This is a genomic window from Paludisphaera soli (genome assembly GCF_011064595.1).
In the GTDB taxonomy this organism is placed as follows: domain Bacteria; phylum Planctomycetota; class Planctomycetia; order Isosphaerales; family Isosphaeraceae; genus Paludisphaera; species Paludisphaera soli.
In genome coordinates this window covers 91,127-115,959 of the sequence record NZ_JAALJI010000003.1, presented here as the reverse complement: position 1 = coordinate 115,959, position 24,833 = coordinate 91,127, and the positions used below count along the sequence as shown (strand labels likewise).

Genomic DNA, 24,833 nt, shown 5'->3' with positions numbered 1-24,833 from the left:
GTTCGTGGAGAACGGCGACGCCGCGACGACTCGTCGTGGGGTTGTCGGCGGGTCCGCTGGGATGGACGTCATACAGATAGCCTGGGGACTGCGCACGGGGGGGCGAAGGGGGGCTTATCGGCCTCTTCGATGGAAGTCCGCCGGCCCGGAAGGCGTCATGGACGACCGCTTCCGGGACGCGTCGCACTCAAAGTGTACACGAGGAGGACGAAATCTCTCCTGTGAATTGTAGGATCACTCACGGAAAATACCAGCCAAGGCTGGTGGTCGAGCCGCGAAACCGCGAGCCTCGGGGGCGACTTTGCGAGAACGATTTGGCGGTTCGCTAGCCAATATGCGTAGAATAGTTGCGACGAGCGGACGTGCCTTGACGGCCCCGCGACGGTTGTTAAGATGATTCGTCCTTGATCTTCGCGAGCCTTCAGGATCGATCCGATCCCGCACCGAGCCTTCCGGCCTTCCGTGCTCGATGCGCCCCGCTTCCCTCGGATGGCCGACGGTCCGTTCTTGGAACGGCGGACCCCACGGCTCCCGTCTCGATGAGTTCGGCGTGTGGTTTCTGGCCGCGGGAAGGGCGTTCCACCCTTTCGGCGCCGGTTGAGATGTGATTGGACCATGGAAAACCTGCGAAACCTTCGAAACATCGGTATCTCGGCCCACATCGATTCGGGCAAGACCACACTGACCGAGCGGATGCTGTACTACACCGGCCGCACCCACGTGATCAAGGAGGTCAAGGGTGAAGGCGCGGTGATGGACCACATGGAACTGGAGAAAGAGCGGGGGATCACGATCACCTCGGCGGCGACGACCGTCCGCTGGGGCGAGAGCGAGATCAACATCATCGACACCCCCGGCCACGTCGACTTCACCGTCGAGGTCGAGCGCTCGCTCCGCGTCCTGGACGGCGCCGTTTTGGTGCTCTGCGCCGTCGCCGGCGTGCAGTCCCAGTCGATCACCGTCGACCGCCAGATGAAGCGGTACAACGTGCCCCGGATCGCGTTCATCAACAAGATGGACCGCACCGGCGCCAACCCGGCGAACGTCATCAGCCAGCTCGAATCCAAGCTCGGCCTGACCACCCTGCCGCTCCAGATCCCGATGGGCGCCGAGTCCAACTTCCAGGGCATGATCGACCTGATCGAGCGCCGGGCCATCTACTTCGACGGCGAGAAGGGCGAGGACGTCCGCTACGGCGAGATCCCGGCCGAGTTCGCCGACGAGGCCGCCCGCGCCCGCCAGGGCATGCTCGAGGCGCTCTCGATGGTCTCGGATGAGGTCATGGCGCTGCTGCTGGAGGAGCAGGAGGTCCCGCTCGACCTCATCCACAAGACGATCCGCGAGGGGACGATCGCCTCGCAGCTCTGCCCGGTCATGGTCGGCACGGCGTATCGCAACAAGGGCATCCAGCCCCTGCTGGACGCCGTCTGCCGCTACCTGCCGAGCCCGCTGGACCGCGAGGTCTTCGCGAAGGACAACAACAACGGCATGGCCGAGGTGCCGCTCTCGACCGACCCCGACGCCCCGCTCGTCGCCATGGCCTTCAAGCTGGTCGAGGAGTCCTTCGGCCAGGTCACCTACATGCGGGTGTATCAGGGGACGCTCCAGAAGGGGACGTTCTACTACAACTCCCGCCAGAAGAAGCGGGCTCGCGTCAGCCGCATCCTGCGCGTCCACGCCGACCAGAAGGAAGACATCGACGCCGCGAAGGCCGGCGACATCGTCGCGGTCATGGGCATCGAGTGCGCCACCGGCGACACGTACTGCTCCGAAGGGACGAACTACTCTCTGGAGAGCATCTTCGCCGCCGAGCCGGTCATCGACCTGTCGATCCAGCCCAACAAGCGGGCGGACTACGACAAGCTCTCGAAGGCCCTCAACCGGTTCATGCGCGAGGACCCCACGTTCCGCGTCCACGTCGACCAGGAGACGAGCGAGACCATCATCTCGGGGATGGGCGAACTTCACCTGGAAATCTACGTCGAGCGGATCCGCCGCGAGTACAAGGTCGACTGCACCGTCGGCATGCCGAAGGTGAGCTATCGCGAGGCCCCGACCCGCGAGACCCCGTTCAACTACAAGCACAAGAAGCAGACCGGCGGCTCGGGCCAGTACGCCCACGTCGTCGGCAAGCTCGTCCCCACGGAGCCCTCCGCCAGCGAGCCGTTCGTCTTCGAAAACAAGGTGACCGGCGGCCGCATCCCGACCGAGTATATCCCCTCGGTCGAGAAGGGCTTCCGCGAGTCGATGCACAAGGGGCCCGTGGCCGGCTACGAGGTCATGGGCGTCCAGATGGTCCTCGAGGACGGCTCGTACCACGACGTCGACTCGTCGACCATGGCCTTCGAAATCTGCGCCCGCGACTGCTTCCGAGAGACCTTCCGCAAGGCCGAGCCGGTCTTGCTGGAGCCGATCATGCTCGTCGAGGTCGAGGTCCCGACCGAGTTCCAGGGGCCCGTCACGGGAGCCGTCTCGTCCAAGCGGGGCGTCATCCTCGGCACCGAGAGCCGTTCGGGATACACGGTCATTTCCGCCGAGGTCCCGCTCAGCGAAATGTTCGGCTACTCGAACGACCTGCGGAGCATGACCCAGGGCAAGGGAGGCTTCAGCATGGAGTTCCTCAAATACCAGAAGCTCCCGCTGCGGTTCCAGGAAGAGATCGTCAAGCGCGTCCAGGCCGAGGCCAAGGCTTGATCGTCCTTCCTCAGGCCTAAGTCGTCCTGATCCACCCCGAAGACCGCCGGCGACCCCGGCGGTCTTTTCGCGCGCCGAAGGCTTTCGTGACGCGGATGCACAATCCTCCACCCGGCCGACCCGGCCGGTTGACGCCGAGGTCGGGCTCTGTCATAACGACGCGACACCCTTCTTCACGTGTCCCCGCGTTCGTCCAGGACGGCTTCGGAGGGATTCACGGCCATGTACCCGCGCGACACCGCTCTCCATCTCGACTCCTCGAACGTCGACCCCGTCAGTCCGACCCCCCGCATCACCTCGCGCATTCGCGCGACGGCCCGAGGCGCGCTCCTCGGCTGCACCCTCGTGCCGCTCGGCCTCGGGGGGAGCTACGTCCTCGAGGAGTGGAAGAGCCTCCAGGTCGAGGAGCAAGCCGCCGCGGCCTCGGCGGTCATCGGCTATCCCAACATCTTCCCCGCGGTCTCTCAGGCCGCGAAGCCCGTCCCGGCCCGCTACATCGACGGCGATCAGGTCCGGATCTGGTCGGGTTGGGACGCCCAGCGCGGCCATTGCTGGTTCTCGGTCGGGTGCGACGAATGCGACCCGGCGAGCCTGGGCGACCCGATCGGGCGCGACGTGGCCCGGGCGATCGACTATCCGGCCGTCGAGACCGGCGGAGGCGAGATCTGGGAGCGGATCCCCGCCGCGGCCGACATGATCGGCCTCTCGGTCGGGAAGACCGCCTGCGCGTATCCGAGGATGGTCCTCGCCAAGGTCCTCGTCGTCAACGACCTCGTGGAGGGGACCCCCCGGCTCGTTCATCTCGATCCGTTCGCCCCCGCCCTCGAAGCCGTCGCGGTCTACGACCCCCGGCTCGACGGCCGCAGGATCACCCTGGGCTCGACCGGTTTCAGCATGGGGGGCAAGCACGTCCTTTACGACCGGGGGACGGAGAGCCTTTGGGCCGACGGCGAAGGCGCCCTGGTCGCGTTCAGCGGTCCGCACAAGGGGAAGAAGCTGGCCCTCGTGGAGCGAGGCAAGTCGGTCTCTTGGAGCGAATGGCGGGACGAGAATCCTGGGTCGCGACTGGTCGTCGGCTCGCTCGACCGCCGCGCCGCCCCGCCCTCGGAGTGAGCGAAGCGTCGGCGTCGATCGGGGCGGTCCGGCCGGGATCGCGCCGCGCGCGGCGATCGCCGGACTGCCTCCTTGACGAGGCCAGGCCCGACCGCTAACTTGTATCTTGACAAGAGAATACGATCCCGCACGTTCTCGACGATCGGCCGCGCGCAAGGCCCGGCCTGGTTCGTCGTCGTCCCGTCCAACGGCCCTCCCGAGTCGGCGTTTTAGCCGGATGGAACCGGCTCCCTCCCTCTCCAAAAGAGGCGTGCATGCAGGCCCCGAGGCCCCCGGCTTCGTCATCGTCGGGAGCTGTTGGACTTTCTTGACCGGCCCTGTCCAGGAGTTTTCGAGTCTGATGTCCACGTCCAAATACGTCTATTCCTTCGGCGGCGGCAAGGCCGAAGGACGCTCCGACATGAAGGAAATGCTCGGGGGCAAGGGCGCGAACCTCGCCGAGATGAGCTCCATCGGCATCCCCGTCCCTCCCGGCTTCACCATCACCACGGAAGTCTGCCACGAGTACTACGAGACCGGCCGCAAGCTCCCCGAAGCCGTCAAGCCGCAGGTCGAAGAGGCCCTCGGTCAGGTCGAGAAGCTCACGGGCAAGAAGTTCGGCGACCCCAAGGACCCGCTGCTGGTCAGCGTCCGATCCGGTGCCGCCCTCTCGATGCCGGGCATGATGAACACGATCCTCAACCTGGGCCTCAACGACGTCGCCGTCGAGGGCCTGGCCGCGAAGACCGGCAACCCCCGGTTCGCGTACGACGGCTACCGCCGCCTGATCGACATGTTCGGCTCGACCGCGATGGGCGTCGACCACGAACACTTTGAGCATGAGCTGGTGAAGCTGAAGGAAGAGAAGAAGGTCAAGCTCGACACCGACCTGACGGCCGACGACCTCAAGGAGCTGGTCAGCCGCTACAAGGCCGTCTACCAGAAGCACGTCGGCGAAGGGTTCCCTCAGGACCCGAAGGACCAGCTGTGGAAGGCCATCATGGCCGTCTTCAACAGCTGGATGGGCAACAAGGCCGTCCAGTACCGGCGGATCGAGCGGATCACCGGCCTGAAGGGGACGGCGGTCAACGTCCAGGCGATGGTCTTCGGCAACACCGGGACCGACTCGGGCACCGGCGTCGCCTTCACCCGCGACCCGAACACGGGCGAGGACGTCTTCTACGGCGACTACCTCATCAACGCCCAGGGCGAGGACGTGGTGGCCGGCATCCGGACCCCCGAGCCGATCTCGCAGCTCGACTCCGAGATGCCCGTGGTCTACGCCCAGCTGATGGAGATCCGCAAGAAGCTCGAGTCGCATTACAAGGAAATGCAGGACATCGAGTTCACCGTCGAGAGCGGAACGCTGTACATGCTGCAGACCCGCACCGGCAAGCGGACCGGGTCGTCGGCCGTGCGGATCGCGGTCGAGATGGTGAAGGAAGGCCTGATCGACGAGAAGACCGCGATCAAGCGGGTCAACCCGGACAGCCTGAACCACCTGCTGCTGCCCCAGCTCGACCCCAAGGCGAAGGTCGCGGCGATCGCCCGCGGCATCGCCGCCAGCCCGGGCGCCGCCTGCGGCAAGGTGATCCTCTCGGCCGACGCCGCCGTCGCCTTCCATGAGGAGCACCCGAACGAGCCGATCATGCTGGTCCGCAAGGAGACCAGCCCCGAGGACGTCGCCGGCATGCACCTGGCGAAGGGCATCCTCACGGCGACCGGCGGCAAGGCCAGCCACGCGGCGGTCGTCGCCCGCGGCTGGGGCAAGCCCTGCGTCGTCGGCTGCGAGGCCATCGCCATCGACGAGAAGAACGGTCGGATCACCATCGGCGACACCGTCGTCAAGGTGGGCGACTACCTGACGATCAACGGCACCACCGGCGACGTCATCGTCGGCCAGGTCCCGACCGTCGACCCGAGCATCTCCGGCCACTTCGCCGAGCTGATGAGCTGGGCCGACAAGGTCCGCACCCTCAAGGTCCGGACCAACGCCGACGCCCCGGCCGACGCCAAGAAGGCCCGCGAGTTCGGCGCCGAGGGCATCGGCCTCTGCCGCACCGAGCACATGTTCTTCGAGGGCCAGCGCATCGTCGACATGCGCAAGATGATCTTGGCCGACGACACCGCCGGCCGCGAGAAGGCCCTCGCCGCCCTCGAACCCTACCAGCGCGAGGACTTCGTCGGCATCTTCGAGGCGATGGACGGCCTGCCGGTCACCATCCGCCTCCTCGACCCGCCGCTCCACGAGTTCCTGCCGCACGACGACGCCGGACAGCAGGAAGTCGCCAGGCAGCTCGGCATCCCGGTCGAGAAGGTCAAGCGCCGGGTGGAGCAGCTCCACGAGGCCAACCCGATGCTGGGCCTCCGCGGCTGCCGCCTGCCGATCAAGTTCCCCGAGATCGGCGACATGCAGGTCCGGGCCATCCTCGAGGCCGCGATCGAGGTCAAGAAGAAGGGCAAGAGCGTCCTTCCCGAGATCATGATCCCGCTCGTCGGCACCGTCGAGGAGCTGTCGATCCTGAAGAAGCGGGCCCTCGCCGTCGCCGAGCAGGTCTTCGCCAAGGCCGGGACCACGGTCGAGTTCCTCATCGGGACCATGATCGAAATCCCCCGCGCCGCGCTGACGGCCGACCAGATCGCCGAGGAGGCCGAGTTCTTCTCGTTCGGCACCAACGACCTGACGCAGCTGACCTTCGGGTTCAGCCGCGATGACATCGGCTCGTTCATGCCGGCCTACGTCGACCAGAAGATCCTGCCGATCGACCCCTTCCAGACCCTCGACCAGAAGGGCGTCGGCCAGCTCGTCGAGATGGGCACGCAGAAGGGCCGCAAGGCGCGCAAGGAGAAGCACAACCAGCACCTGAAGGTGGGCATCTGCGGCGAGCACGGCGGCGACCCCGAGAGCGTCGTCTTCTGCCACGAGACCGGAATGGACTACGTCTCCTGCTCGCCGTTCCGCGTCCCCATCGCCCGCCTGGCCGCGGCCCAGGCCGCGCTGGGAGCCTTCCAGCGCGACAAGTGACGAACGGGCCGAGACCCGGCTCCCGATGAATCGCCAAGGCCGCCGGACGCTCGTCCGGCGGCCTTCTTTTTTCGGCCCGCTTTTCGCTCACGCCCAAGTCACGATCCCTCGGATTCGCTAAAATACGAAGATCAGGATCGCCCCACCCTTCTACACCCATGGGACGCCCTCCATGACGATCCGCCTGAGACATGCCCTGCAGTCCGCTCTCGCACTTTCCCTTCTCCTGCTCGCCGGGACGATCCTCGCCGCTCGTGCCGCTGAAGAACCGGCGACTTCCCCCACGCTCAAGGGGAAAGCGGCCCTGGGCGACTGGACGACCGACGCCCCGGGCGTCCGCCGCCTGATCACCCTGGACGACCTGTCCACCCCGTACGACACCCCTTCGGCCCGGAACAACCCCCAGGTCGTCAAGCAGCCGGAAGGGGCCTGGCCGAAGGCCCCCGCAGGCTTCGAGGTGACGAAGTTCGCCACCGGGCTCAAGCAACCGCGCGTGATCGTCCGGGCGCCCAACGGCGACCTGTTCGTCGCCGAGAGCGCCGCGGGCCGGATCCGCGTCCTCCGCGACGCCGACGGCGACGGCAAGCCCGAGGTCGACGAAGTCTTCGCCGACGGACTCAAGCGGCCGTTCGGCGTCGCCTTCCACCCCCTGGGCGGGGAGCCGGAGCACGTCTACTTCGCCAACACCGACTCGGTCGTCCGCTTCCCGTACAAGAACGGCGACGTCAAGGCGACGGGGGAGGGCGAGGTCGTCATCGACGACGTTCCGACCGGCAACGAAGCGGTGGGCGGCGGCGGCCACTGGACCCGCGACATCCAGTTCTCGCCCGACGGCAACACGCTGTTCGTCTCGGTGGGCTCGCGGTCCAATGTTGACGACGACGACCGCGAGATCCGCCGCGCGGACATCCTGGCTTTCGACCCCGACGGCAAGAACGAGCGCGTCTACGCCTCGGGCATCCGCAACCCGGTCGGTCTGGCGGTGGACCCGAACACCGGGCGGCTCTGGACCTCGGTCAACGAGCGCGACGGCCTGGGCGACGACCTCGTCCCGGACTACATCACGCACGTCGAGGAGGGGGGCTTCTACGGCTGGCCCTGGTACTACCTCGACGGCGCCCATCAGGATCCTCGACACGCGGGGAAGCACCCGGAGTTGAAGGACAAGGTCATCACCCCGGACGTCCTGCTCCAGTCGCATTCCGCGTCGCTCGACCTCACCTTCTACGACGGCGAGTCGTTCCCCGCCGAATATCGCGGGCACATCTTCGCCGCCGAGCACGGGTCGTGGAACCGCGCCCGTCGCACCGGCTACAAGGTGATCCGGGTGCCGGTGGAGAAGGGGGTCGCGACGGGCGAGTATGAGGATTTCCTGGTCGGCTTCGTCACCCCCGAGGGGGACGTCTGGGGGCGGCCGGTCGGCGTGGCCACGTCCAAGGACGGGTCGCTGATGGTGACCGATGACGCCTCGGGCACCGTCTGGAGAGTCGCCCATGGCGGCAGCAAGTGACCGTGATCGGGACTGGGCCTCGGCGCTCGCGCGCCGGGGCTTCACCCTGATCGAGCTGCTCGTCGTCATCGCCGTCATCGCGGTGCTGATCGGACTGCTCCTCCCCGCGGTCCAGGCTGCGAGGGAGGCGGCCCGCCGGGCCCAGTGCGTGAACAATCTCAAGCAGATCGGGATCGCCCTGCACAATTATCACGACGCCCTGGGGAGCTTTCCCGTCGGCTTCCTTGTCCCCTCGCGTCCCGTCCCGGCCACGACGTCCGTCTCGCAGTATCGGTGGTCGGCCCTGGCGCAGCTCTCCCCGTTCCTGGAGCAACAGGCCTTGTTCCAGGCGTTGAACTTCGATTTCGCCCTCGGCTATCGGCCCTCGGGCGCCTCGCTGTTCTGGCCGTTCCACCCCGCCAACTCGACGGCGATGGGGATCCGTGTCGGCCTCTTCGTCTGCCCGAGCGACGGAGCGTCGCCGCCGGCCGAGGACTCGGGCCCCACCAGCTACGCTTTCTGCACGGGCGACGGATCGGCCGGGGGGGAGGCGAGCGGGGCGAACGGGATGTTCGTGATGGGCCCGGCTCGTTCGATCCGCGATGCGCTCGACGGGACGAGTACCACGTCGGCAGCCTCGGAGCACCTATTGGGTCTCGCTGGGCCGTACTCGCAGACGACGCCCACGCCCCTCCCCTCGGAGCCGGGCCGAGCTTCCGCCCGCGCCGCCGCACCGCTGACCGACGAATCCTGCGCCGGGGCCCCGCTGGGATGGCTGTTCAATAAGGGGGCGGGCTGGTGGGACGGGAACTACTTGAACACCCTCTATAATCATCACGAGACGCCCAACGGCCGCGGTTACGATTGCATCACCTATCACAATCCCGGCTGGACGGCGGCGCGGAGCAAGCATTCAGGGGGCGTGAACGTCCTCTATGGCGACGGGCATGCGGCGTTCGTCGGCGACGGCGTCGATCCCTCGGTCTGGCGGGCCGCCGCCACGAGGGCCGGCGGAGAGATCATCCCCAGCACGCTCTGAGGGCGGAAAATTCCGTTATTCCGAGGGGAACCTCCCTCGCGACGCCGGGTCTGAGATCGGGACGACGACCAACGTATACTCCAATTCGATGTATTCGTGAGAGAAGGGGATAGGTCCGGGATGGATGGACAGGCCGTCGAGCAGGAGGCGGGGCCCCGAGTCAGGGCCAGGACGCCGGAAACCGGCGTCGAAGAGAGCGACGAGGCCGCGCGACGCATCGCGATGCGTCGGGAACTCATCCTCGTTTTGATGCTGGCTTCGGTGCAGTTCACCAGCATCGTCGACTTCATGATCGTGATGCCGCTGGGTCCGCAGCTAATGCGCGTCCTGGGGCTGACGCCGGACCAGTTCGGCCGGGTCGTGTCGTCATATACGATCGCAGCCGGCTGCGCGGGGTTCTTCGCCTCGTTCGTGATGGACCGCTTCGGCCGCAAGGCGGCTTTTTTGACGCTCTACGCCGGATTCCTGCTGGGGACGTTCCTCTGCGGCATGGCCTGGAACTATTCGACGCTCCTGGCGGCGCGGGTGGCCACCGGCGTCTTTGGGGGGATCCTCGGCGGGTTGGCGCTGGCGATCGTCGGGGACGCGGTGCCGGAGAATCGCCGAGGCCGGGCGACGGGGGTCCTGATGTCGGCCTTCGCGATCGCCTCGGTCGTGGGCATCCCGGTCGGCCTGAAGCTGGGGACCGACTACGGCTGGCAGACGCCGTTCTTAATTCTGGCCGCGCTGGGGCTTCCCGTCCTCTTCCTGGCGATTCGCGTCCTGCCGCCGCTCCGGGGTCACATCCGTCACGGCGAACCGACTTCGATTTGGCGGCGGACCCTGGACATGTTCGGCCATGCGAACCACCTCCGCGCGTTCGCCCTGACGGTGGCGATCATGTTCGGCGGGTTCTCGGTGATCCCTTATATCAGCGTCTACTTCGTCAACAATTCGGGCATCCGCGAGGATCAGCTTTTCTGGGTCTTCGTCTCGGGGGGGATGCTGACCTTGGTGGGGGCGCCGGCGATCGGGCGGGCGGCGGATCGATTCGGCAAGCTCCCGGTCTTCCGCGTCGTCGCCTCGACGACCTTCTTCCTGCTGCTGGCGATCACGAACCTGGGCGTTGTGCCGATCTGGACGGCGGCGGCGGTCTTCGGATGCCTCATGCTCAGCAACGCGGGACGCATGGTCCCGGCGATGGCCATGATCACGGGGAGCGTCGAGCCGTCGCGTCGCGGCGGCTTCATGAGCGCGAACTCGGCCGTGCAGCACCTGGCGGCGGGCGTCGCGGCCGACGTCGGCGGCTGGATCCTGGTCAAGGCGCCCGACGGCTCGCTCCAGCATTTCGGCCGGGTCGGCTGGTTCGCCGCGTGCTTCACGCTCGTCAGCTTGTGGCTCGCCGGCCGTCTACGATCCGCGACCCCGACGCCCGTGGCGACGACGGATCACCCGCCTTCGAGCCGGTAGTGTCCGCAGGTGGTCTCCACCGCGCGTCGCCACCGCTCCAGGGCCCGCGTCCGCCATTCAAGACCCCGAACGGGTTCGAACGTCTTGCCCCCGGAGGCCAGGAGCGCGAGAGCCGTCGCGCGATCGGGCCAGACTCCAACTCCGAGCCCCGCGAGCAGGGCCGCCCCGAGCGCGGTCGACTCGGTCTCCGGGCTTCGGACGACGGGCCGTGCGAGGACGTCGGCCTGGAACTCCAGGAAGGCGTCCGAACGCGACATCCCGCCATCGACGTGGAGCGCGGCCAAGGGCTCCTGGAGATCCTCCTCGATGGCCTGGATCAGGTCGCCGATCTGGAAGGCCACCCCTTCCAGCGCCGCTCGGGCGATGTCGGCGAGCGTCGTGGCACGGGTGAGACCGAAGATCGTCCCGCGGGCGGCCGGCTGCCAATGCGGAGAACCGAGCCCGGTGAAGGCGGGGACGAACACGACGTCGCCTTCGGCATCCCCCTTGCGCGCCACGTCGCCGATCTCATGGGCGGCGTCGATCACCTTGAGCCCGTCGCGGAACCACTGGACGGCCGCCCCGGCGACGAAGACGCTCCCCTCCAGCGCATACTGGGCGGGCTCGTCGCGGATGGTCGCGGCCCGGGTGGCCAGCAGGCCGTGGGTCGAGGGCACGATCCTCGACCCGGTGTGGGCGAGCAGAAAGGCCCCAGTGCCGTAGGTGCACTTGGCCTGGCCTTCCTGGACGCACCCCTGGCCCATGAGCGAGGCTTGCTGATCGCCTGCCACGCCGGTGATCGGGATGCCGTCCGGGAGATAATCCAGCCCCCGCGTCTTGCCGAAATCGCCGGCGCTGGGGCGGATTTCGGGCAATAATCCTTTCGGCACCCCGAAGACTTCACAGAGTTCGTCGGACCATTGGTCGGTTTCGAGGTCCATCAACAAGGTGCGGGAGGCGTTCGTAACGTCGGTGAGATGTTCACCGCCCGTCAGGTGCCGGATCAGGAGCGTGTCGATCGTCCCCGCAGCCAACTCGCCCGACTCGGCCCGACCCCGGGCTCCGTCCACGTTGTCGAGGAGCCAGGCGATCTTGGTGGCGGAGAAGTAAGGGTCGATGACGAGCCCGGTCTTGCGGGAGATCCAGCCCTCCTGGTCTCGCAGCCGGTTGCAGAGGTCGGCCGTCCGCCGGTCCTGCCAGACGAGCGCGGGGGCGATCGGCTCGCCCGTCCGACGATCCCAGACGATGGTCGTCTCGCGCTGGTTCGTGATCCCGATCGCGGCGATCTGCTCCGCCCGCACGCGGGCATTGAGCAACGCGGTCGTGACCTCGGCCCCGACCGAGGCGACGATCGCACGCGGGTCGTGCTCGACCCATCCGGAACGAGGATACGTCGGCGGGACTTCCTCCTGGCCCTGGCCGACGGGCCGGAGCCTGAGGTCGTAGACGATAACGCGGGTGCTGGTCGTGCCCTGGTCGATGACGAGCAGATGGTCGCGGGCCATGGGAGAGGGCCTCTTGCTGAGGATACTGGTCGGGGGCCGGGCCTCAACTTACCATCAATCAAGGGCCGGGTCGCCGAGTTGGCCGCGAACGGCAGTGTCTCCAATCGAGGTCCATGCTATGGATACGATGATTATTCCGCTGGTTGCCGTCTCGCTTCCCATGATTCTGGTCCCCCTTATCCTGCTCTTCAAGCACGTCGGCCAGAAACGGCAGTACCAACACCTGGAGCGGATGCAGGCGGTCAAGTCAGGTCGGCCGTTGCCGAACTCGTCGCAGACGCCTGGGCCCGGATCCGTCGTGGCGATCGGAGGCGGAGTGCCCGCCGTCTCGATCGTCGGCGCGCTGATCGCGACGGCGAACTTCCCGAGGGACGTCGATCATCTGGTGCCGTTGCTCGGCATCGTCTGGAGTTGCGCCGCGTTCATCAGCCTGAGCGGGATGGCGACGGCCTTGATCCTCGGCGTCCTGGCCCATCGGGCGCACCGTCGCGAGAACTCGCAGACGCTTGAAGCCTCAGCCAAGCCGGCCTACGATCCCGACCTGTTCGACGTGGCGAGCCGGGGCTACTGACCGGGTCGGTTTGAGCGAGCCCAGGAGATCTATCACGGCGACGACACCGGATCCAGCCCACACCGCCATCAGGGGCTCGATCGGGATGTGGAACCTGGCCGAGACGATGGTCATCGCGTGGAAGCCGCTGAGCGCCGCGACGGTCGCCAGCAATGGGATCGACCGCCTGCGAACGGTCGGGCCGCCGATCAGAAGGCCCATCAGCGCCAGGCCCGTCAGGGCGAGATGGGAGACCCGATAGACGAGGACCCGAGAGCGCGGGTTGGTCTCGTCGAACAGCCAGAAGTAGCGGAGCCTCCTTGCGCAAAGCTGGAGATACCGCGACGGATCATCCTGGATGTCCTGGATTGCCATCTTCAGGAGCACCCGCGACCGCTCGGGTTCCGAGAGCCTTCCGAGTTGCCGCTTGAACTCGGGCGTGAAGGCGACGTCGTCGATGTACCCGGCGGTGTGTCGCGCCTTCCACACGGTCTGGTTGAAGGAGGCGAGGCTCCCGGCCTCCCTGGACTCGTCCATGACCGTGTCGACGGCCTCCCGGACGACCTTGTCCGTCCCTTCGCTGATCGTGCAGTTGCCCTGCCAGAAGGCATATCCGAACGTGCTCTTGATCGGCACGAACTCGCCATGCACCAGCGCGTTTCGGATCACCCACGGGGTGATCGCGAGGGCGGCGACCGCGAAGACGATCGAGCCGAGGGCCCAGGTCCGCCGCACGTCGGCATCTCCGGCTCGCGAGATCCACAGGGCTGCACAGACACCCAGGCCGACGAGGCCCAGGATCGGATCCGCGAGGGCGGCCATTGCCAGCAGCAGGCCCGTCGCGACGGCGGATCGGACGGAACCGGAAGCCGCGGAGCGATGAGCCCAGACGAGCGTCCAGACGACGAGCGTCGCCGCGAGCAGGGCGACCTGGACATGCGTCGCGGCGTAGACGAGCGTCGGGTGCAGCGCCGCAATCCAGGCCGACCACCAGGCGATGGCCGTTCGATCGCAGGCGATGTAGCTCGCGAGCCGGAAGACGCCGAGCACCATCAGTCCGCCGAGCATCGCCTGGCCAAGCTCCAGGATCAACAAGGCTCGGGGCTGCTCGACCCCTCCGATCGAGTAGGCGGCGGCGACCAGGAACGGGTACGCTGGGGCCTGTTGCGAGGTGGGGCCCTCGGCGCCGAGGAAACGCATGGAGAACCCTCGCCCTTCGACCAGGGATGCGGCGATCTCGCCGTGCTCGTAGGTGGAGCGAGGGACCAGGTGGCTCTGGAGTACCAGCACCGCTGCGGCCCTGGCGGCCACGGCCGCGAGCAAGACGATCACGAGCCGACGATTAGTTCCCTTCACGATGAGCCCCTCGAAGGCCTTGGAGTTCCCCGACCGCCCACCGTCGGCGCGGCGATGATGGTCGAAGAGGGTCGGATGGTCAATGTCGAGCGTTCGGGGTAACCTCGGTCCATGATGCACCTGGCCGAGGACCTGGAACTCCTGCGTGGCTTCCCGCCCTACGCGTTCAACGTGTACCTGATGGGGGGCGTCGTCGTCGACGCGGGGACTCGCTTCGCGAAGCGTCGCATCCTGCGACAACTCCAAGGCCGTGAGATCACGGCGCACGCACTGACCCATGCCCATCCCGACCACCAGGGGGCCAGCCGCGCGATCTGCGAGACCTTCGGCGTGCCGCTCTGGTGCGGCGAAGGCGACGCGGAGGCTGCTGAGACCGAAGGGCTCATCATGAGTCGGATGCCACGCCACTGGCTCAGCGCGGCCGTCGGCCCGCGTTGGACCGGACCGGCTTACCCCGTCTCTCGCAAGCTCCGCGAGGGGGACGAGGTCGGGGGCTTCACTGTCCTGGAAACTCCGGGGCATACCGTGGGCCACATCTCGTTCTGGCGCGAACGCGATCGCGTCCTCGTGCTGGGCGACGTGGCGTCGAACGTCCATATCTATCTCGGGGTTCCGATGCTCCGGGAGCCGGAGCGCGTGTTCTCGCTCGACCCGGCGTGGAACCGGCGCTCGGCTCGGCGGCTCGCGGCTCTGGAGCCCCGCCTGATCGCGTTTGGTCACGGGCCTCCGCTCCGCGATCCGGAGCGTTTCGCCCGTTTCGTGGAGCTGTTCCCCGAATGAGTCGGGCGGGAACGATCTTGCCGATTTGCGCGATTTCGTGTGAAGTGCCCCCCGCCGAAAGTCGATCACTAGACTGAGATGCATTTCTTCGCGCCCCGCCGGCACGCTTCCCGCGTCCCGTCGGGATGGATCGACCCATCGGCTCCGCGACCGCCTGCTTGGCAGGGACGCTTTGATGCAGCCGACGGACGCAGCTGTTCACGAACGAGGAGAGGCGGCGTAGGGCTCATGCGCAGGGGATGGCGCGAGGTCCTGGCGATACTGGCGGCGTCCGCGATAGGGACTCTGGGCCCCCTCGCGGCCTTCGCCGGCGCTCGCGCCGGGGAGGACGCCCCCCAGCGTGTCGGCCTGACCATCGACCTCAGCTGGAGCGTCCCGGTCGCGCCGGAAAAGAAGCTCGCCCTTGAGGCGCCCGCCCAGGACGTCCTGCTGGAGTTCACCGACGGTCGGGGCCTTGAAGCCGCGGCCTGGCCCTGGGACTTCGATCATTCGCCGTCCGGCCCCGGCGATCCGGGCCCGATCGAGGCCGGTGCCTGGAGGCTTGGATCCGAGCCGAGCGGTCACGTGCGGATGCGAATCGAGGCCGGGTTGGAGTCCGTCCTCGCGGTGCGACGAGGGGACCAGATCATCCGGCTGCCGATCGCGGCCGTCCTGGAACGCCCCCAGGCCGTCGCACTCGAATCGGGCCTGAGCGTGACCCTCGAACGCGTGCCCTGGGACGCCCTCGCGATCGATTTCGGACCAGGGGCCGAGCAGGGAGTCGCCGAGCCGGGGGCGGCCGTGGCGGTGACGATCGGCTACAACATCCTCCAGGTCGACGCGACCGAGGTGACGGTCCGTACGACCGCCGTCCTTCGGGCGATTGGCAAGCAAGATCCGCTCTGGCATTTCGAGCAGCGCGAGCTCCTGCCGGCCAATCGCCTCGATCCGCCCGCCCGGATCTGGTCGGTGCCGGCCCCGGCGATCGAGGGGACCTACGTCCTGGAGGTCGAGGCGGCCTGGGAGCCCGCGGGGACGCGAGAGGGCTCGCGTCTGGGCCGGTTGATCCGACGACGCAGGCCGACGGGCGGCGCCGCCTCGACCTCAAGACGGGTCGTCCTGGCGGTCGTCGCCCCGCAGGCCGATCGGGGACCGGCCTCGTTGCTGGATACGGTCGCTCCGCCCCGCGAGACGGAGGTCGACGCCTTCGACCTTTCTCGGGTGCGCAACACCCGGTTCTCGGCCTGGGGCCGCACGGCCACCGCGACTGGGGGCTCGGCCTGGGAGCCCCCGGCGGAGATCCTGGCGATGGCCACTCGGCGCGAGAAGGAGCGGGATTGGCTGCGGAGCTTCATCAGCAAGGCGGGGGCCGAGCCCGCCCGGCTGGGGTCGGCGGAGCTCTCGGGACTCGCCTGGTCGGCGGTCGCGCTGCGAGCCGCGCCCCGCCCCGACCGGCCTCACCGCCTCTCCGTCGCTGTCACCGGCGGCGATCCCTCGGGCCTGGCGGTCTTCCTGATCGATCCCGGGGCGCCGGACCGCCGCCCCCGAGTGTTGCTGGACGCCTGCGGGGCCGAGGGGCCGGCGAAGGACGCCGTCCCTCCGACCCTCGATTGGATCCTCTGGCCGGGCTCGACGGAGCCGCTGCTCATCCTGATCAACCGCAACCCCGCCTCGGACGTGACCATCGGCTCGGTCAAGCTCGTCGAACTGGAGCCCCAGGCCGACGCCCCGACCCCGCCCCCCGCCCAGTCGGAGAGTCGCAAGGTGGGGCTCCAACTGGCGGGACGCGATGCGCTGGAACGCTTCGCGGTCGTCCCCGAGCCGGGCCTGGAGGATACGCTGGCTGAGGCCAAGAACCTCGCGACGTATTTGACGACCTGCGGAGCCTCGTTCGTCGTCCTGCCGGAACGGCTGGAGGATCGCTCGAGGCGAAGACGCCTGGCGGGCCGACTGAGCGAGGACTCGACCGGGCCCGACCGCCTCGACATGGTTCTTCGCGTGCTCCACCGTCAAGGGGCGGCCGCTTGGGTCGAGCCCGATTTCGAACGCCCCGACTCATTCCCCGAACTCCCCCCTCCCGGATCTGCCGAGGCGACCCAGCAAGGGTTGGCCCGGCTTGGGGCCGCCGGACAGTCCGACGGGGACGCCTATCAACCGCTGCATCCGAGGGTTCGCGATGCCCTGAAGCGGCGGCTCGTCGAGGCCCTGGGAGATCGCTCGGGCCGGCCTGGTTTCTCCGGTGTTCTCGTCCGTTTGGGTCGCGGCCCGACCCTCCTGGGGACCCCCGATACCGGCATCGACGACGAGACCTATGCCCGATTCGTCCGCGAGACATTCGGGCCTGAGGTGGCCAGCGAGGTCCCGGGCCTGGACGTCTCGAAGCCCGAACGGTTCGCCCTGCGTGCGAAGTACCTCGCGGGCGTCGGTCGGATGCCCTGGCTGACCTGGCGGTCTAGGGCCGTCGCATCGCTCTACGCCGAGTTGAACGACGCCGTCCGCAAGGCGTCGCCCCGCGGAGTCCTGGCCCTCGCCACCCCGTCGCTCGAGGATGGACCCGTCGGCGCGGAGGCGCGGCGTGTCGACCTTGCGGGTCTCGCCCCGAGCCACGCCTGGCGGAGCATGGGCCTCGACCTGGAGCAATGGCCTCGGGGCCCGGAAGCTCCGGTCCTGTTCCGTGGCACCGGGCTTTCCTCCGACGACCTGTCCCGCGACCTGGCCGCCCACCCCGACCTCGACGCCCAGTTGCAAGCGTTCCCTCGTCGCGGATTTCTGCTCCACGCCGAGTCCTCCTCGTCCGTCGGCGAGGGGGCCGGGGCTCCTCGGCTTGCGGCGATGGCCTCGGACTCCGGCAAGGCCGGTTCCGTCGACGCGCCGATGGCTCACGCCGTCGCGGCGCTCGACGCCCGTTGGGTCGTCCTGACGGCTACGGCGGTCGCCGGTCGAGAGGATCGGGTCCGCCGATTTTCGGAGGCGTTCCGCCGCCTTCCCGCGGTCGAGGGCCCGATCTCCGCGGCTTCCGTCGAGGCCAGGGATTCGGGCGTGGTCGTCCGAACGCTCCCGGATTCGGGGCGGACGATGCTGGAGATCGTGAACGATACGCCTTATGCGATCCGGCTCGCCGGCGTACTGAAGGGCGAACCCTCGGCGGCGGTGGAGGACCTCGGCCGGCGGCTCAAGCTGGCGCCTCAGCCGGTCGAGGGGGGGCGGCAGCTCGTCCTCGACCTTACACCCTTCACCGTGTCGGTCGTCCGCGTGGGGGCCGAGGGGGCTACTTTCGAGAAACCGACGCTCTATCCGCCCGAGCCGGAATTGGCGCGGATGGAAACCCGTTTTCAGGACCTCTCGGCGCAGCTCGCCTCGCTGAACCGCGGTCTCGCGGACCCGCTCGTGGAGCCCCCGAACGCCGGTTTCGAGCAGGAACCGGCAAAGGGATCGACCGGCGGGCCGGGCGCGTCGATCCCCGGCGGCTGGAAGCTGGACGTCGGGGCGCGGGGCGGAGCCACGGCCTCCGTCGACGAAGAGCACAGGCACGCCGGCGCACGGTCCCTCCGGGTCGACTCCCCACAAAGCGCGGCGTCGGTGCTGAGCGGCGAATTCAGCCCTGGGGCCGGGACCAGTATGCTCGTGCAGGCGTACCTCAAGGGAGACAAGGCTCAAACCGTGCGGGTCTGGATCGAGGGCGAGCGTCAGGGCCGGCCGTACGTCCGACGCTCGGAAGTGTCCGTCTCGACGGATTGGCGCCCAATGGTCGTGCGGGCCTCGGACATCCCTCCCGGCGGGCTCGGCTCCGCCCGAATTCGGTTCGAATCGACCACCCCCGGCACGCTCTGGGTCGACGACGTGAAGATCCTCGGCGAGATCGCGCCCAAGTCGGTCCGGCTCAACGCCCAGCGCACGCTCCTGGCGGCCTTGCAGGCGTTCCGCGAGCGGCGCTACGCTGAGTTCGCCCGGCTCGCCGACTCCCACTGGGCCAGGCATCCGGGGCTCCTCGCCTTGATTCGGGGCGGCCCGCCCGCCGAGCTTTCCACGGCGCGGCCCCCGCCGCGCGAGGTCGCGCCCGCGGCTTCTGCCCTACCCGACGACCGCACGCTGCGGTAAGATCGGCCCGCCCGGTGGAGGACCGGGGCCGACTCGCGATTCCGCTGAATTCGGCGCGCCGCAAGGCCGCCGAGGCGACGTGGACGACGTCCGGCGCGACTGCGGTGGGAAGAAGGAGGAGATGCCGGTGTTCGTAGCCTGTAGCACGCTCTGCTTCGCGAATGAGCCCCTGGAGGCCGCGCTGCGGCATATCGCCGAGTTGGAGTTCGACAAGTTCGAACTCGCCGTCGTGGAGGACGGCCAGCACCTCCGACCGTCCGAGGTCGGCGAGGATCCCGAGGGGGCCGTCCTCCGGCTCAAGCGGGGACCGGCGCTCATCCCCTCCACACTGTATCTCGACTTCGGGCCGGTCGACTGGGCCGACCCCGTTCAGAAGAAGCGGTTCGACAACCACTGCCGGTTCGCCAAGTCGCTGCACGTGGCCGTGCTCACGATGACCGCGGCACCGGCCGGAACACCTCTCGACGCCGAGATCCGCCGCTTGTCGAGCCTCTCGGCCACCGCCATGCGCGAGGGCCTAGTCCTGGCCCTGATCACCCATCGGGACTCCGTGACGGGCGACGCCGCCGCCGCGCTCCAGCTCTGCAAGTCGGTCCCTGGACTCGGCCTGACGCTGGACCCCAGCCACTTCGTCGGCGGCCCTTCCAAGGAATCGGACGTCGATCAACTCTACCCATATGTTCAGAACATCCACTTGCGCGACACGGGGAAGCAGGCGAACGAGTTCCAGGTCCGTATCGGTCAGGGGCAGATCGAGTACGCCCGGATCGTCAACCTGCTCCAGCGGAACGGCTACAATCGCGCCCTGACCGTCGCGATCCTCGACCGACCCGACAACGCGTTCGACCGCGAGGTCGAGGTCCGCAAGCTCAAGCTCCTCCTCGAAACCCTGCTCTGAGCCCTCCCCGATCATGCACGAGCTGACGTCCGAGAACACGGCGGAGTATCTGCGGCGGTCCGGCAGGATCGCCGCGGACGTCGGGATGAGCGTTCGCGAACTGAGCGGGGGCGTGTCGAACGTCGTGCTGCGCGTCGACGCGGCGGATCGCGAGCCGTTCGTCGTCAAGCAATGTCGCGAACGCTTGCGGGTGGCCGTCGAGTGGTTCGCCAGGCTGGACCGAATCTGGGTCGAGCACGCGACTCTCCGCGTTCTGGCCGAGATCCTGCCCGAAAGCGCGACGCCTCGAATCCTGTTCGAGGACCGCGACGAATACCTGTTCGCGATGACCTGCGCCCCCGACGATTCCGAGACCTGGAAAACCCGACTGATGCGAGGCGACGCCGACCCCGACGTCGCCGCCCGGCTCGGGACGCTCCTGGCGACGATCCACGGGAAGGCCCCGGGGCATCCCTCGTTCGATCCGCGGCTCCTCGACGTCTCGCTCTTCGAAGAATTGCGCATCGACCCGTATTATCGCACCACCGCTCGCGCCCATCCCGAACTCCGCGACGAATTCGACGCCCTCATCGCCGCCATGAGCCTTGCTGAAGGCAGCCGCGCGTTGGTGCTCGGCGACTTCAGCCCGAAGAACATCCTGGTCCACGCCAGCGGCCTGGTCCTCCTCGACTTCGAGTGCGCGCATCTCGGCGATCCGGGATTCGATCTGGGCTTCTTCCTCAGCCATCTAGTGCTGAAGCGGATCCATGGCGTGGTGAGCGACGAGGATCAGCTTCGACTCGCGGACGCGTTCCTCACGAGCTATTTCGCCGAACTCGACGATCGCCTGGGCTCGCACGCCGACCTGACCGAACGCGCCATTCGCCATACCGCCGCCTGCCTGCTCGCGAGGGTCGACGGCAAGAGCCCCGTCGAGTATCTCGACGAGAGGGGACGGGCGACGGCGAGGCGGTCGGGCCTGGCGCTGTTCGACGGGGCGCCGAACGACTGGGACGAGATGCATCAAATCCTGGATCGCGTCGTCCGTTCCGCCCCTTGATTTCGTTTCGCACTCCGAGGTGTTCCGCGATGCCGACTCTCCGGTCCCTGCACGCTCGTCAAGTCCTGGACTCACGAGGTCGCCCGACCGTTGAGGTCGACGCCGTGGCGTCGAACGGAGCCCGGGGGAGGGCCATCGTCCCCTCGGGGGCCAGCACAGGTCGCCACGAGGCTCTCGAACTCCGCGACGGCGATCCGGCCCACTACGCGGGGCTCGGCGTGTCGAAAGCCGTGGCGAACATCCACAACGTCATTGCACCGGCGATCGTCGGGATGAAGCTCGACGATCAGCAGGCGATCGACTCGGCCCTGATCGAGCTCGACGGCAGCCCGAACAAAAGCCGACTTGGCGCCAATGCCATGCTCGGCTCGTCGATGGCCGTGGCGCACGGCTCGGCCGCCTCGAGGGCCGAGGAACTCTACCTCCACATCCACCGTCTGTGGCAGGCTTGCGGGAGAGGTCTTGACCCGTCGATCCTGCAAGCACCGACTCTCCCCCTGCCGATGGTCAACATGATCTCGGGGGGGCTCCACGCGGGACGCAACCTGGACATTCAGGACGTCCTATTCATCCCGACCGGGGCCGCGAGCTACGGCGAGGCCCTGGAGATCATCGTCGCCATGTATCGGGCGGTCGGGGGGGGGATCGCGAAGCTCGGGCTGGAGTCCGCCCTGGTCGGCGACGAGGGGGGATACGGGCCCAAGCTGAAAAGCGACGAGCAAGCCCTCGAGATCGTCGTCGACGCGATGCGTGTCTGCGGCCTGAAGCCCGGCGAGGACGGCGCGATCGCCCTCGACGTCGCCTCCACCCACTTTTTCGACGAGGCCACGCGGACCTACCGCCTGTCGGCGACCGGTTCGCGCCCGCTCGAAGCAGGAGCCATGATCGAGATGCTCGCCGACTGGACGGACCGCTATCCGATCATCTCGATCGAGGACGGCCTGGCCGAGGACGACTGGGAGGGTTGGCAGGCCCTGACCGCCCGTCTCGGCGACAAGGTCCAGCTCATCGGTGACGACCTGTTCGTCACCCAGACCGCCCGGCTCGGCCGGGGGATCGAGGAGAAGGCGGCGAACGCCGTGCTGATCAAGGTGAATCAGGTGGGGACGCTCAGCGAGACGTTGGACGCCCTGGCAATGGCCCGTCGGGCCGGGTTCCGCCCGGTCGTCTCGGCGCGATCGGGCGAGACCGAGGACGCCACGATCGCCGACCTGGCGGTCGGGACCGCCGCCGGGCAAATCAAGATCGGCTCCGTCGCGCGATCCGAGCGGCTGGCCAAATACAACCGCCTGATCCGCATCGAGGAAGCGCTCGGGCCGAACGCCCGATTCGCCGGCCGTGCGACGCTCCCCTAAGGTCTAACCGGAGGCGTGAAGGCGGGCCCTGAGATGCACCGCCCGCACGCGGCGGTCGCTGTCAGGACACGACGGGGAGCTGCGAGAAGAACTCGTTCCCCTTGTCGTCCACCAGGATGAACGCCGGGAAGTCCACGACGTCGATCTGGTAGACGGCTTCCATCCCCAGCTCGGGGTACTCCAGCAGTTCAACCTTCTTAATACTGTCGTGCGCGAGCAGGGCGGCGGGGCCGCCGATCGAGCCGAGGTAGAATCCGCCGTGCTTCTTGCAGGCGTCGGTGACGGCCTGGGAGCGGTTCCCCTTGGCGATCATGATCATCGAGCCGCCCTGCGACTGGAACAGGTCCACATAGCTGTCCATGCGGCCGGCGGTCGTGGGGCCGAACGAACCGGACGGCATCCCCTCGGGGGTCTTGGCCGGCCCGGCGTAATAGACGGGATGGGCCTTGAGGTAATCGGGCATCCCCTCGCCCCGATCGAGACGCTCCTTGATCTTCGCGTGGGCGATGTCGCGGGCCACGATCATCCGGCCGTTCAGCTTGAGCGGGGTCGACACGGGGTAATTCGAAAGCTCGTCAAGGATCTCCCGCATCGGCCGGTCGAGGTCCACTTTCACGCCATGCTCGGCCCCAAGGCCGGACCGATAGCGGGCGGGGATGAACCGAGCGGGGTCGCGTTCCAGGACTTCGAGCCAGACGCCTTCGCGGTCGATGCGACCCTTGATGTTGCGGTCGGCCGAACACGAGACGCCCAGCCCGACGGGGCACGAGGCGCCGTGCCGAGGGAGTCGGACCACTCGCGCATCGAGCGCGAAGTATTTCCCTCCGAACTGGGCGCCGATCCCGCTCTTGCGGGCGATCTCCATGACCTTGGCTTCCATCTCCAGGTCGCGGAAAGCCTGGCCGAGTTTGTTCCCCTCGGTCGGCAGGTGGTCGAGATACTTCGCGCTGGCGAGCTTGACGGTCTTCATCGTCGCCTCGGCCGACGTCCCACCGATGACGACGGCGAGGTGATAAGGGGGGCAGGCCGCAGTGCCCAGCGAGCGCAGCTTCTCGGTCAGGAACTTCTCCAGGCTCGCCGGGTTTAGGAGGGCCTTGGTCTCCTGATACAGGTAGGACTTGTTCGCCGAACCGCCCCCCTTGGCGATGAACAGGAAGTCATAGCTCGATCCGTTCGTGGCGAGGACGTCGATCTGCGCGGGGAGGTTCGTCCCCGAGTTGACCTCCTCGAACATCGAGAGCGGGACCGTCTGGGAGTATCGAAGATTCTCTTTCTGATAGGTCTCGTAGATGCCGCGCGAGATCCATTCCTCATCCTTCACGGCCCCCGTCCAAACGCGCTGGCCTTTCTTGGCGACGACGGTCGCGGTGCCGGTGTCCTGGCACATGGGGAGCTGGAAGCCGGCGGCGACGACGGCGTTCTTGAGCAGGGCGATCGCCACTCCCTTGTCGTTGGGCGAGGCGTCGGGATCGTCGAGGATCGCCGCGACTTTCTCCAGGTGCCCCGCACGGTAGAGGAAGGACACGTCGCGGAGAGCTTCCCGGGCCAGCAGGGTCAGCGCCTCGGGCTGGATCTTGAGGATCTCCGCCCCCTCGAACGTCGCGGTCGAGACCAGGTCCTTGCCAAGGTTGCGATATTCGGTCGCGTCGAGGCCGAGCGGGAAGGGATTCTGATAGACGAATTCAGGCATTGCGGTTCCTCCAGCGGCCCTCCGCCGCGGAGGCGCGAGGCGGCACTGCCCGCAATGTTCCGCGCGAAGGCCGATGAGCCTTGATTTTATGCCTTTTCCGCCCGACGCGACAGGCGGTATGGAGCATCCCCAGCAGGCTTCAGCCCTTGAGCTCCAGCGTCGACCAGAGGCTGGGGTTCTCGCCCAGCGGGAAATCGCGGCCCACGCCCAGGTACTGGTCGTCGCGCTCGGCGTCGGAGACCTGGTAGGCGAAGCCGAGCCGACGGTTGTTGTCGGCGTCGAAGCCGTGGAGGGCCTTGGCGGGGAGGAACAGCTCGAATCGCCAGCCTTTCTTGAGCAGTTCGGCCCGATGGACCAGCAGCGAGGGTGACGCGAGCGGGGCGTCGGCCGTGGCCCTCGCAATCGGTCGTTGCTCGACGATCGATCGGAGCGACTTCCTGTCGCGGGAGAGCGTGAGGCGGGCCTGGAATCGCTGGCAATAGCGGGTCGCGCGGCTGACGTTTCGGGTGTCGCGGGTGTCGATCCAGAAGGCGACGTTCGCGAACCCCTCGGGGCGGTCCGGCGACTTCGCGTTCATCCCCAGGCCGTCGGCCTGCACGGCGATCCCGAGCCCCCCGACGTTCCAGCCCACGCGGACAGTTGCCCACGACTTGCGGCCCTCGAGCGCGGCGAGATCGGGGATGGCGCACGAGGCCGGAAGGTCCAGCAGCGCGCCCTCGGCCGCTTCGCGCGGGATCTTCTCGACGCGCGGCGACGAGGCCGAGATCCGGAACCAGAAGGCTTGCGGCAGAAGTGCCGAGGACATAGAGGGCTCCG

At 67.9% G+C, this 24,833-nt stretch carries 16 protein-coding genes; 12 read left to right on the top strand and 4 right to left on the bottom strand.

The window, feature by feature from the left end; translation table 11 throughout:
* Positions 1-615 precede the first annotated feature (615 nt).
* The 6 genes from fusA (at position 616) to G6O68_RS05730 (ending at position 10,788) form a co-directional block, all read left to right on the top strand.
* A complete protein-coding gene (fusA, locus tag G6O68_RS05755) occupies positions 616-2,694 on the top strand; it encodes an elongation factor G (protein WP_165245766.1) in 2,079 nt (692 codons plus the stop codon).
* A gap of 222 nt (positions 2,695-2,916) precedes the next feature.
* Positions 2,917-3,807, top strand: a complete 891-nt coding sequence (locus tag G6O68_RS05750; RefSeq protein WP_165245764.1) for a DUF3179 domain-containing (seleno)protein — start codon at positions 2,917-2,919, stop codon at positions 3,805-3,807.
* 340 nt (positions 3,808-4,147) lie between these two features.
* Positions 4,148-6,811 (top strand): pyruvate, phosphate dikinase, encoded by a 2,664-nt coding sequence (gene ppdK / locus G6O68_RS05745; protein ID WP_165245762.1) that lies wholly within the window; start codon positions 4,148-4,150, stop codon positions 6,809-6,811.
* A 172-nt stretch (positions 6,812-6,983) separates the two neighbouring features.
* The gene (locus tag G6O68_RS05740; RefSeq protein WP_165245760.1) at positions 6,984-8,321 is read left to right on the top strand and encodes a PQQ-dependent sugar dehydrogenase; all 1,338 of its coding nucleotides are present in this window, start codon (positions 6,984-6,986) and stop codon (positions 8,319-8,321) included.
* The gene (locus tag G6O68_RS05735; protein WP_165245758.1) at positions 8,305-9,339 is read left to right on the top strand and encodes a DUF1559 family PulG-like putative transporter; all 1,035 of its coding nucleotides are present in this window, start codon (positions 8,305-8,307) and stop codon (positions 9,337-9,339) included. The genes G6O68_RS05740 and G6O68_RS05735 overlap by 17 nt, the downstream gene beginning before the upstream one ends.
* 120 nt (positions 9,340-9,459) lie before the next feature.
* Positions 9,460-10,788 carry an MFS transporter gene (locus G6O68_RS05730; RefSeq protein WP_165245756.1) on the top strand — a complete coding sequence of 443 codons (1,329 nt, stop codon included), beginning with the start codon at positions 9,460-9,462 and terminating at the stop codon, positions 10,786-10,788.
* On the opposite strand, the gene glpK is transcribed toward G6O68_RS05730, so the two are convergent.
* The gene (gene glpK, locus G6O68_RS05725) at positions 10,767-12,272 is read right to left on the bottom strand and encodes a glycerol kinase GlpK (protein WP_165245754.1); all 1,506 of its coding nucleotides are present in this window, start codon (positions 12,270-12,272) and stop codon (positions 10,767-10,769) included. The genes G6O68_RS05730 and glpK overlap by 22 nt on opposite strands.
* Positions 12,273-12,432: 160 nt before the next feature.
* On the opposite strand from glpK, the gene G6O68_RS05720 reads away from it, so the two are divergent.
* Positions 12,433-12,843 (top strand): hypothetical protein, encoded by a 411-nt coding sequence (locus G6O68_RS05720; RefSeq protein WP_165245752.1) that lies wholly within the window; start codon positions 12,433-12,435, stop codon positions 12,841-12,843.
* Here the strand turns inward: G6O68_RS05720 and G6O68_RS05715 are convergent.
* Positions 12,787-14,178 (bottom strand): type II toxin-antitoxin system RelE family toxin, encoded by a 1,392-nt coding sequence (locus G6O68_RS05715; protein WP_165245750.1) that lies wholly within the window; start codon positions 14,176-14,178, stop codon positions 12,787-12,789. The two genes, G6O68_RS05720 and G6O68_RS05715, sit on opposite strands and share 57 nt — an antisense overlap.
* A gap of 111 nt (positions 14,179-14,289) precedes the next feature.
* Between G6O68_RS05715 and G6O68_RS05710 the strand changes: the two genes are divergently transcribed.
* The 5 genes from G6O68_RS05710 (at position 14,290) to eno (ending at position 22,327) form a co-directional block, all read left to right on the top strand.
* Complete coding sequence (locus G6O68_RS05710) at positions 14,290-14,958, top strand: MBL fold metallo-hydrolase (protein ID WP_165245748.1); 669 nt, start codon at positions 14,290-14,292, stop codon at positions 14,956-14,958.
* A 228-nt stretch (positions 14,959-15,186) separates the two neighbouring features.
* Positions 15,187-19,035, top strand: coding sequence for a hypothetical protein (locus G6O68_RS05705; protein ID WP_165245746.1), 3,849 nt, complete (start codon positions 15,187-15,189; stop codon positions 19,033-19,035).
* Between the two features lie 127 nt (positions 19,036-19,162).
* Positions 19,163-19,933: a sugar phosphate isomerase/epimerase family protein gene (locus tag G6O68_RS05700; RefSeq protein ID WP_165245744.1), complete on the top strand. Its 771-nt coding sequence runs from the start codon at positions 19,163-19,165 to the stop codon at positions 19,931-19,933.
* A gap of 13 nt (positions 19,934-19,946) precedes the next feature.
* Positions 19,947-20,972, top strand: a complete 1,026-nt coding sequence (locus G6O68_RS05695; RefSeq protein ID WP_165245742.1) for a phosphotransferase family protein — start codon at positions 19,947-19,949, stop codon at positions 20,970-20,972.
* 29 nt (positions 20,973-21,001) lie between these two features.
* Positions 21,002-22,327 (top strand): phosphopyruvate hydratase, encoded by a 1,326-nt coding sequence (gene eno / locus G6O68_RS05690; RefSeq protein WP_165245740.1) that lies wholly within the window; start codon positions 21,002-21,004, stop codon positions 22,325-22,327.
* A gap of 61 nt (positions 22,328-22,388) precedes the next feature.
* Here the strand turns inward: eno and G6O68_RS05685 are convergent, their stop codons facing one another.
* Entirely contained in the window at positions 22,389-24,017 is a 1,629-nt protein-coding gene (locus G6O68_RS05685; RefSeq protein WP_165245738.1) for a fumarate hydratase, read from the bottom strand.
* A 139-nt stretch (positions 24,018-24,156) separates the two neighbouring features.
* A complete protein-coding gene (locus G6O68_RS05680) occupies positions 24,157-24,822 on the bottom strand; it encodes a hypothetical protein (RefSeq protein ID WP_165245736.1) in 666 nt (221 codons plus the stop codon).
* Between the last annotated feature and the right edge of the window lie 11 nt (positions 24,823-24,833).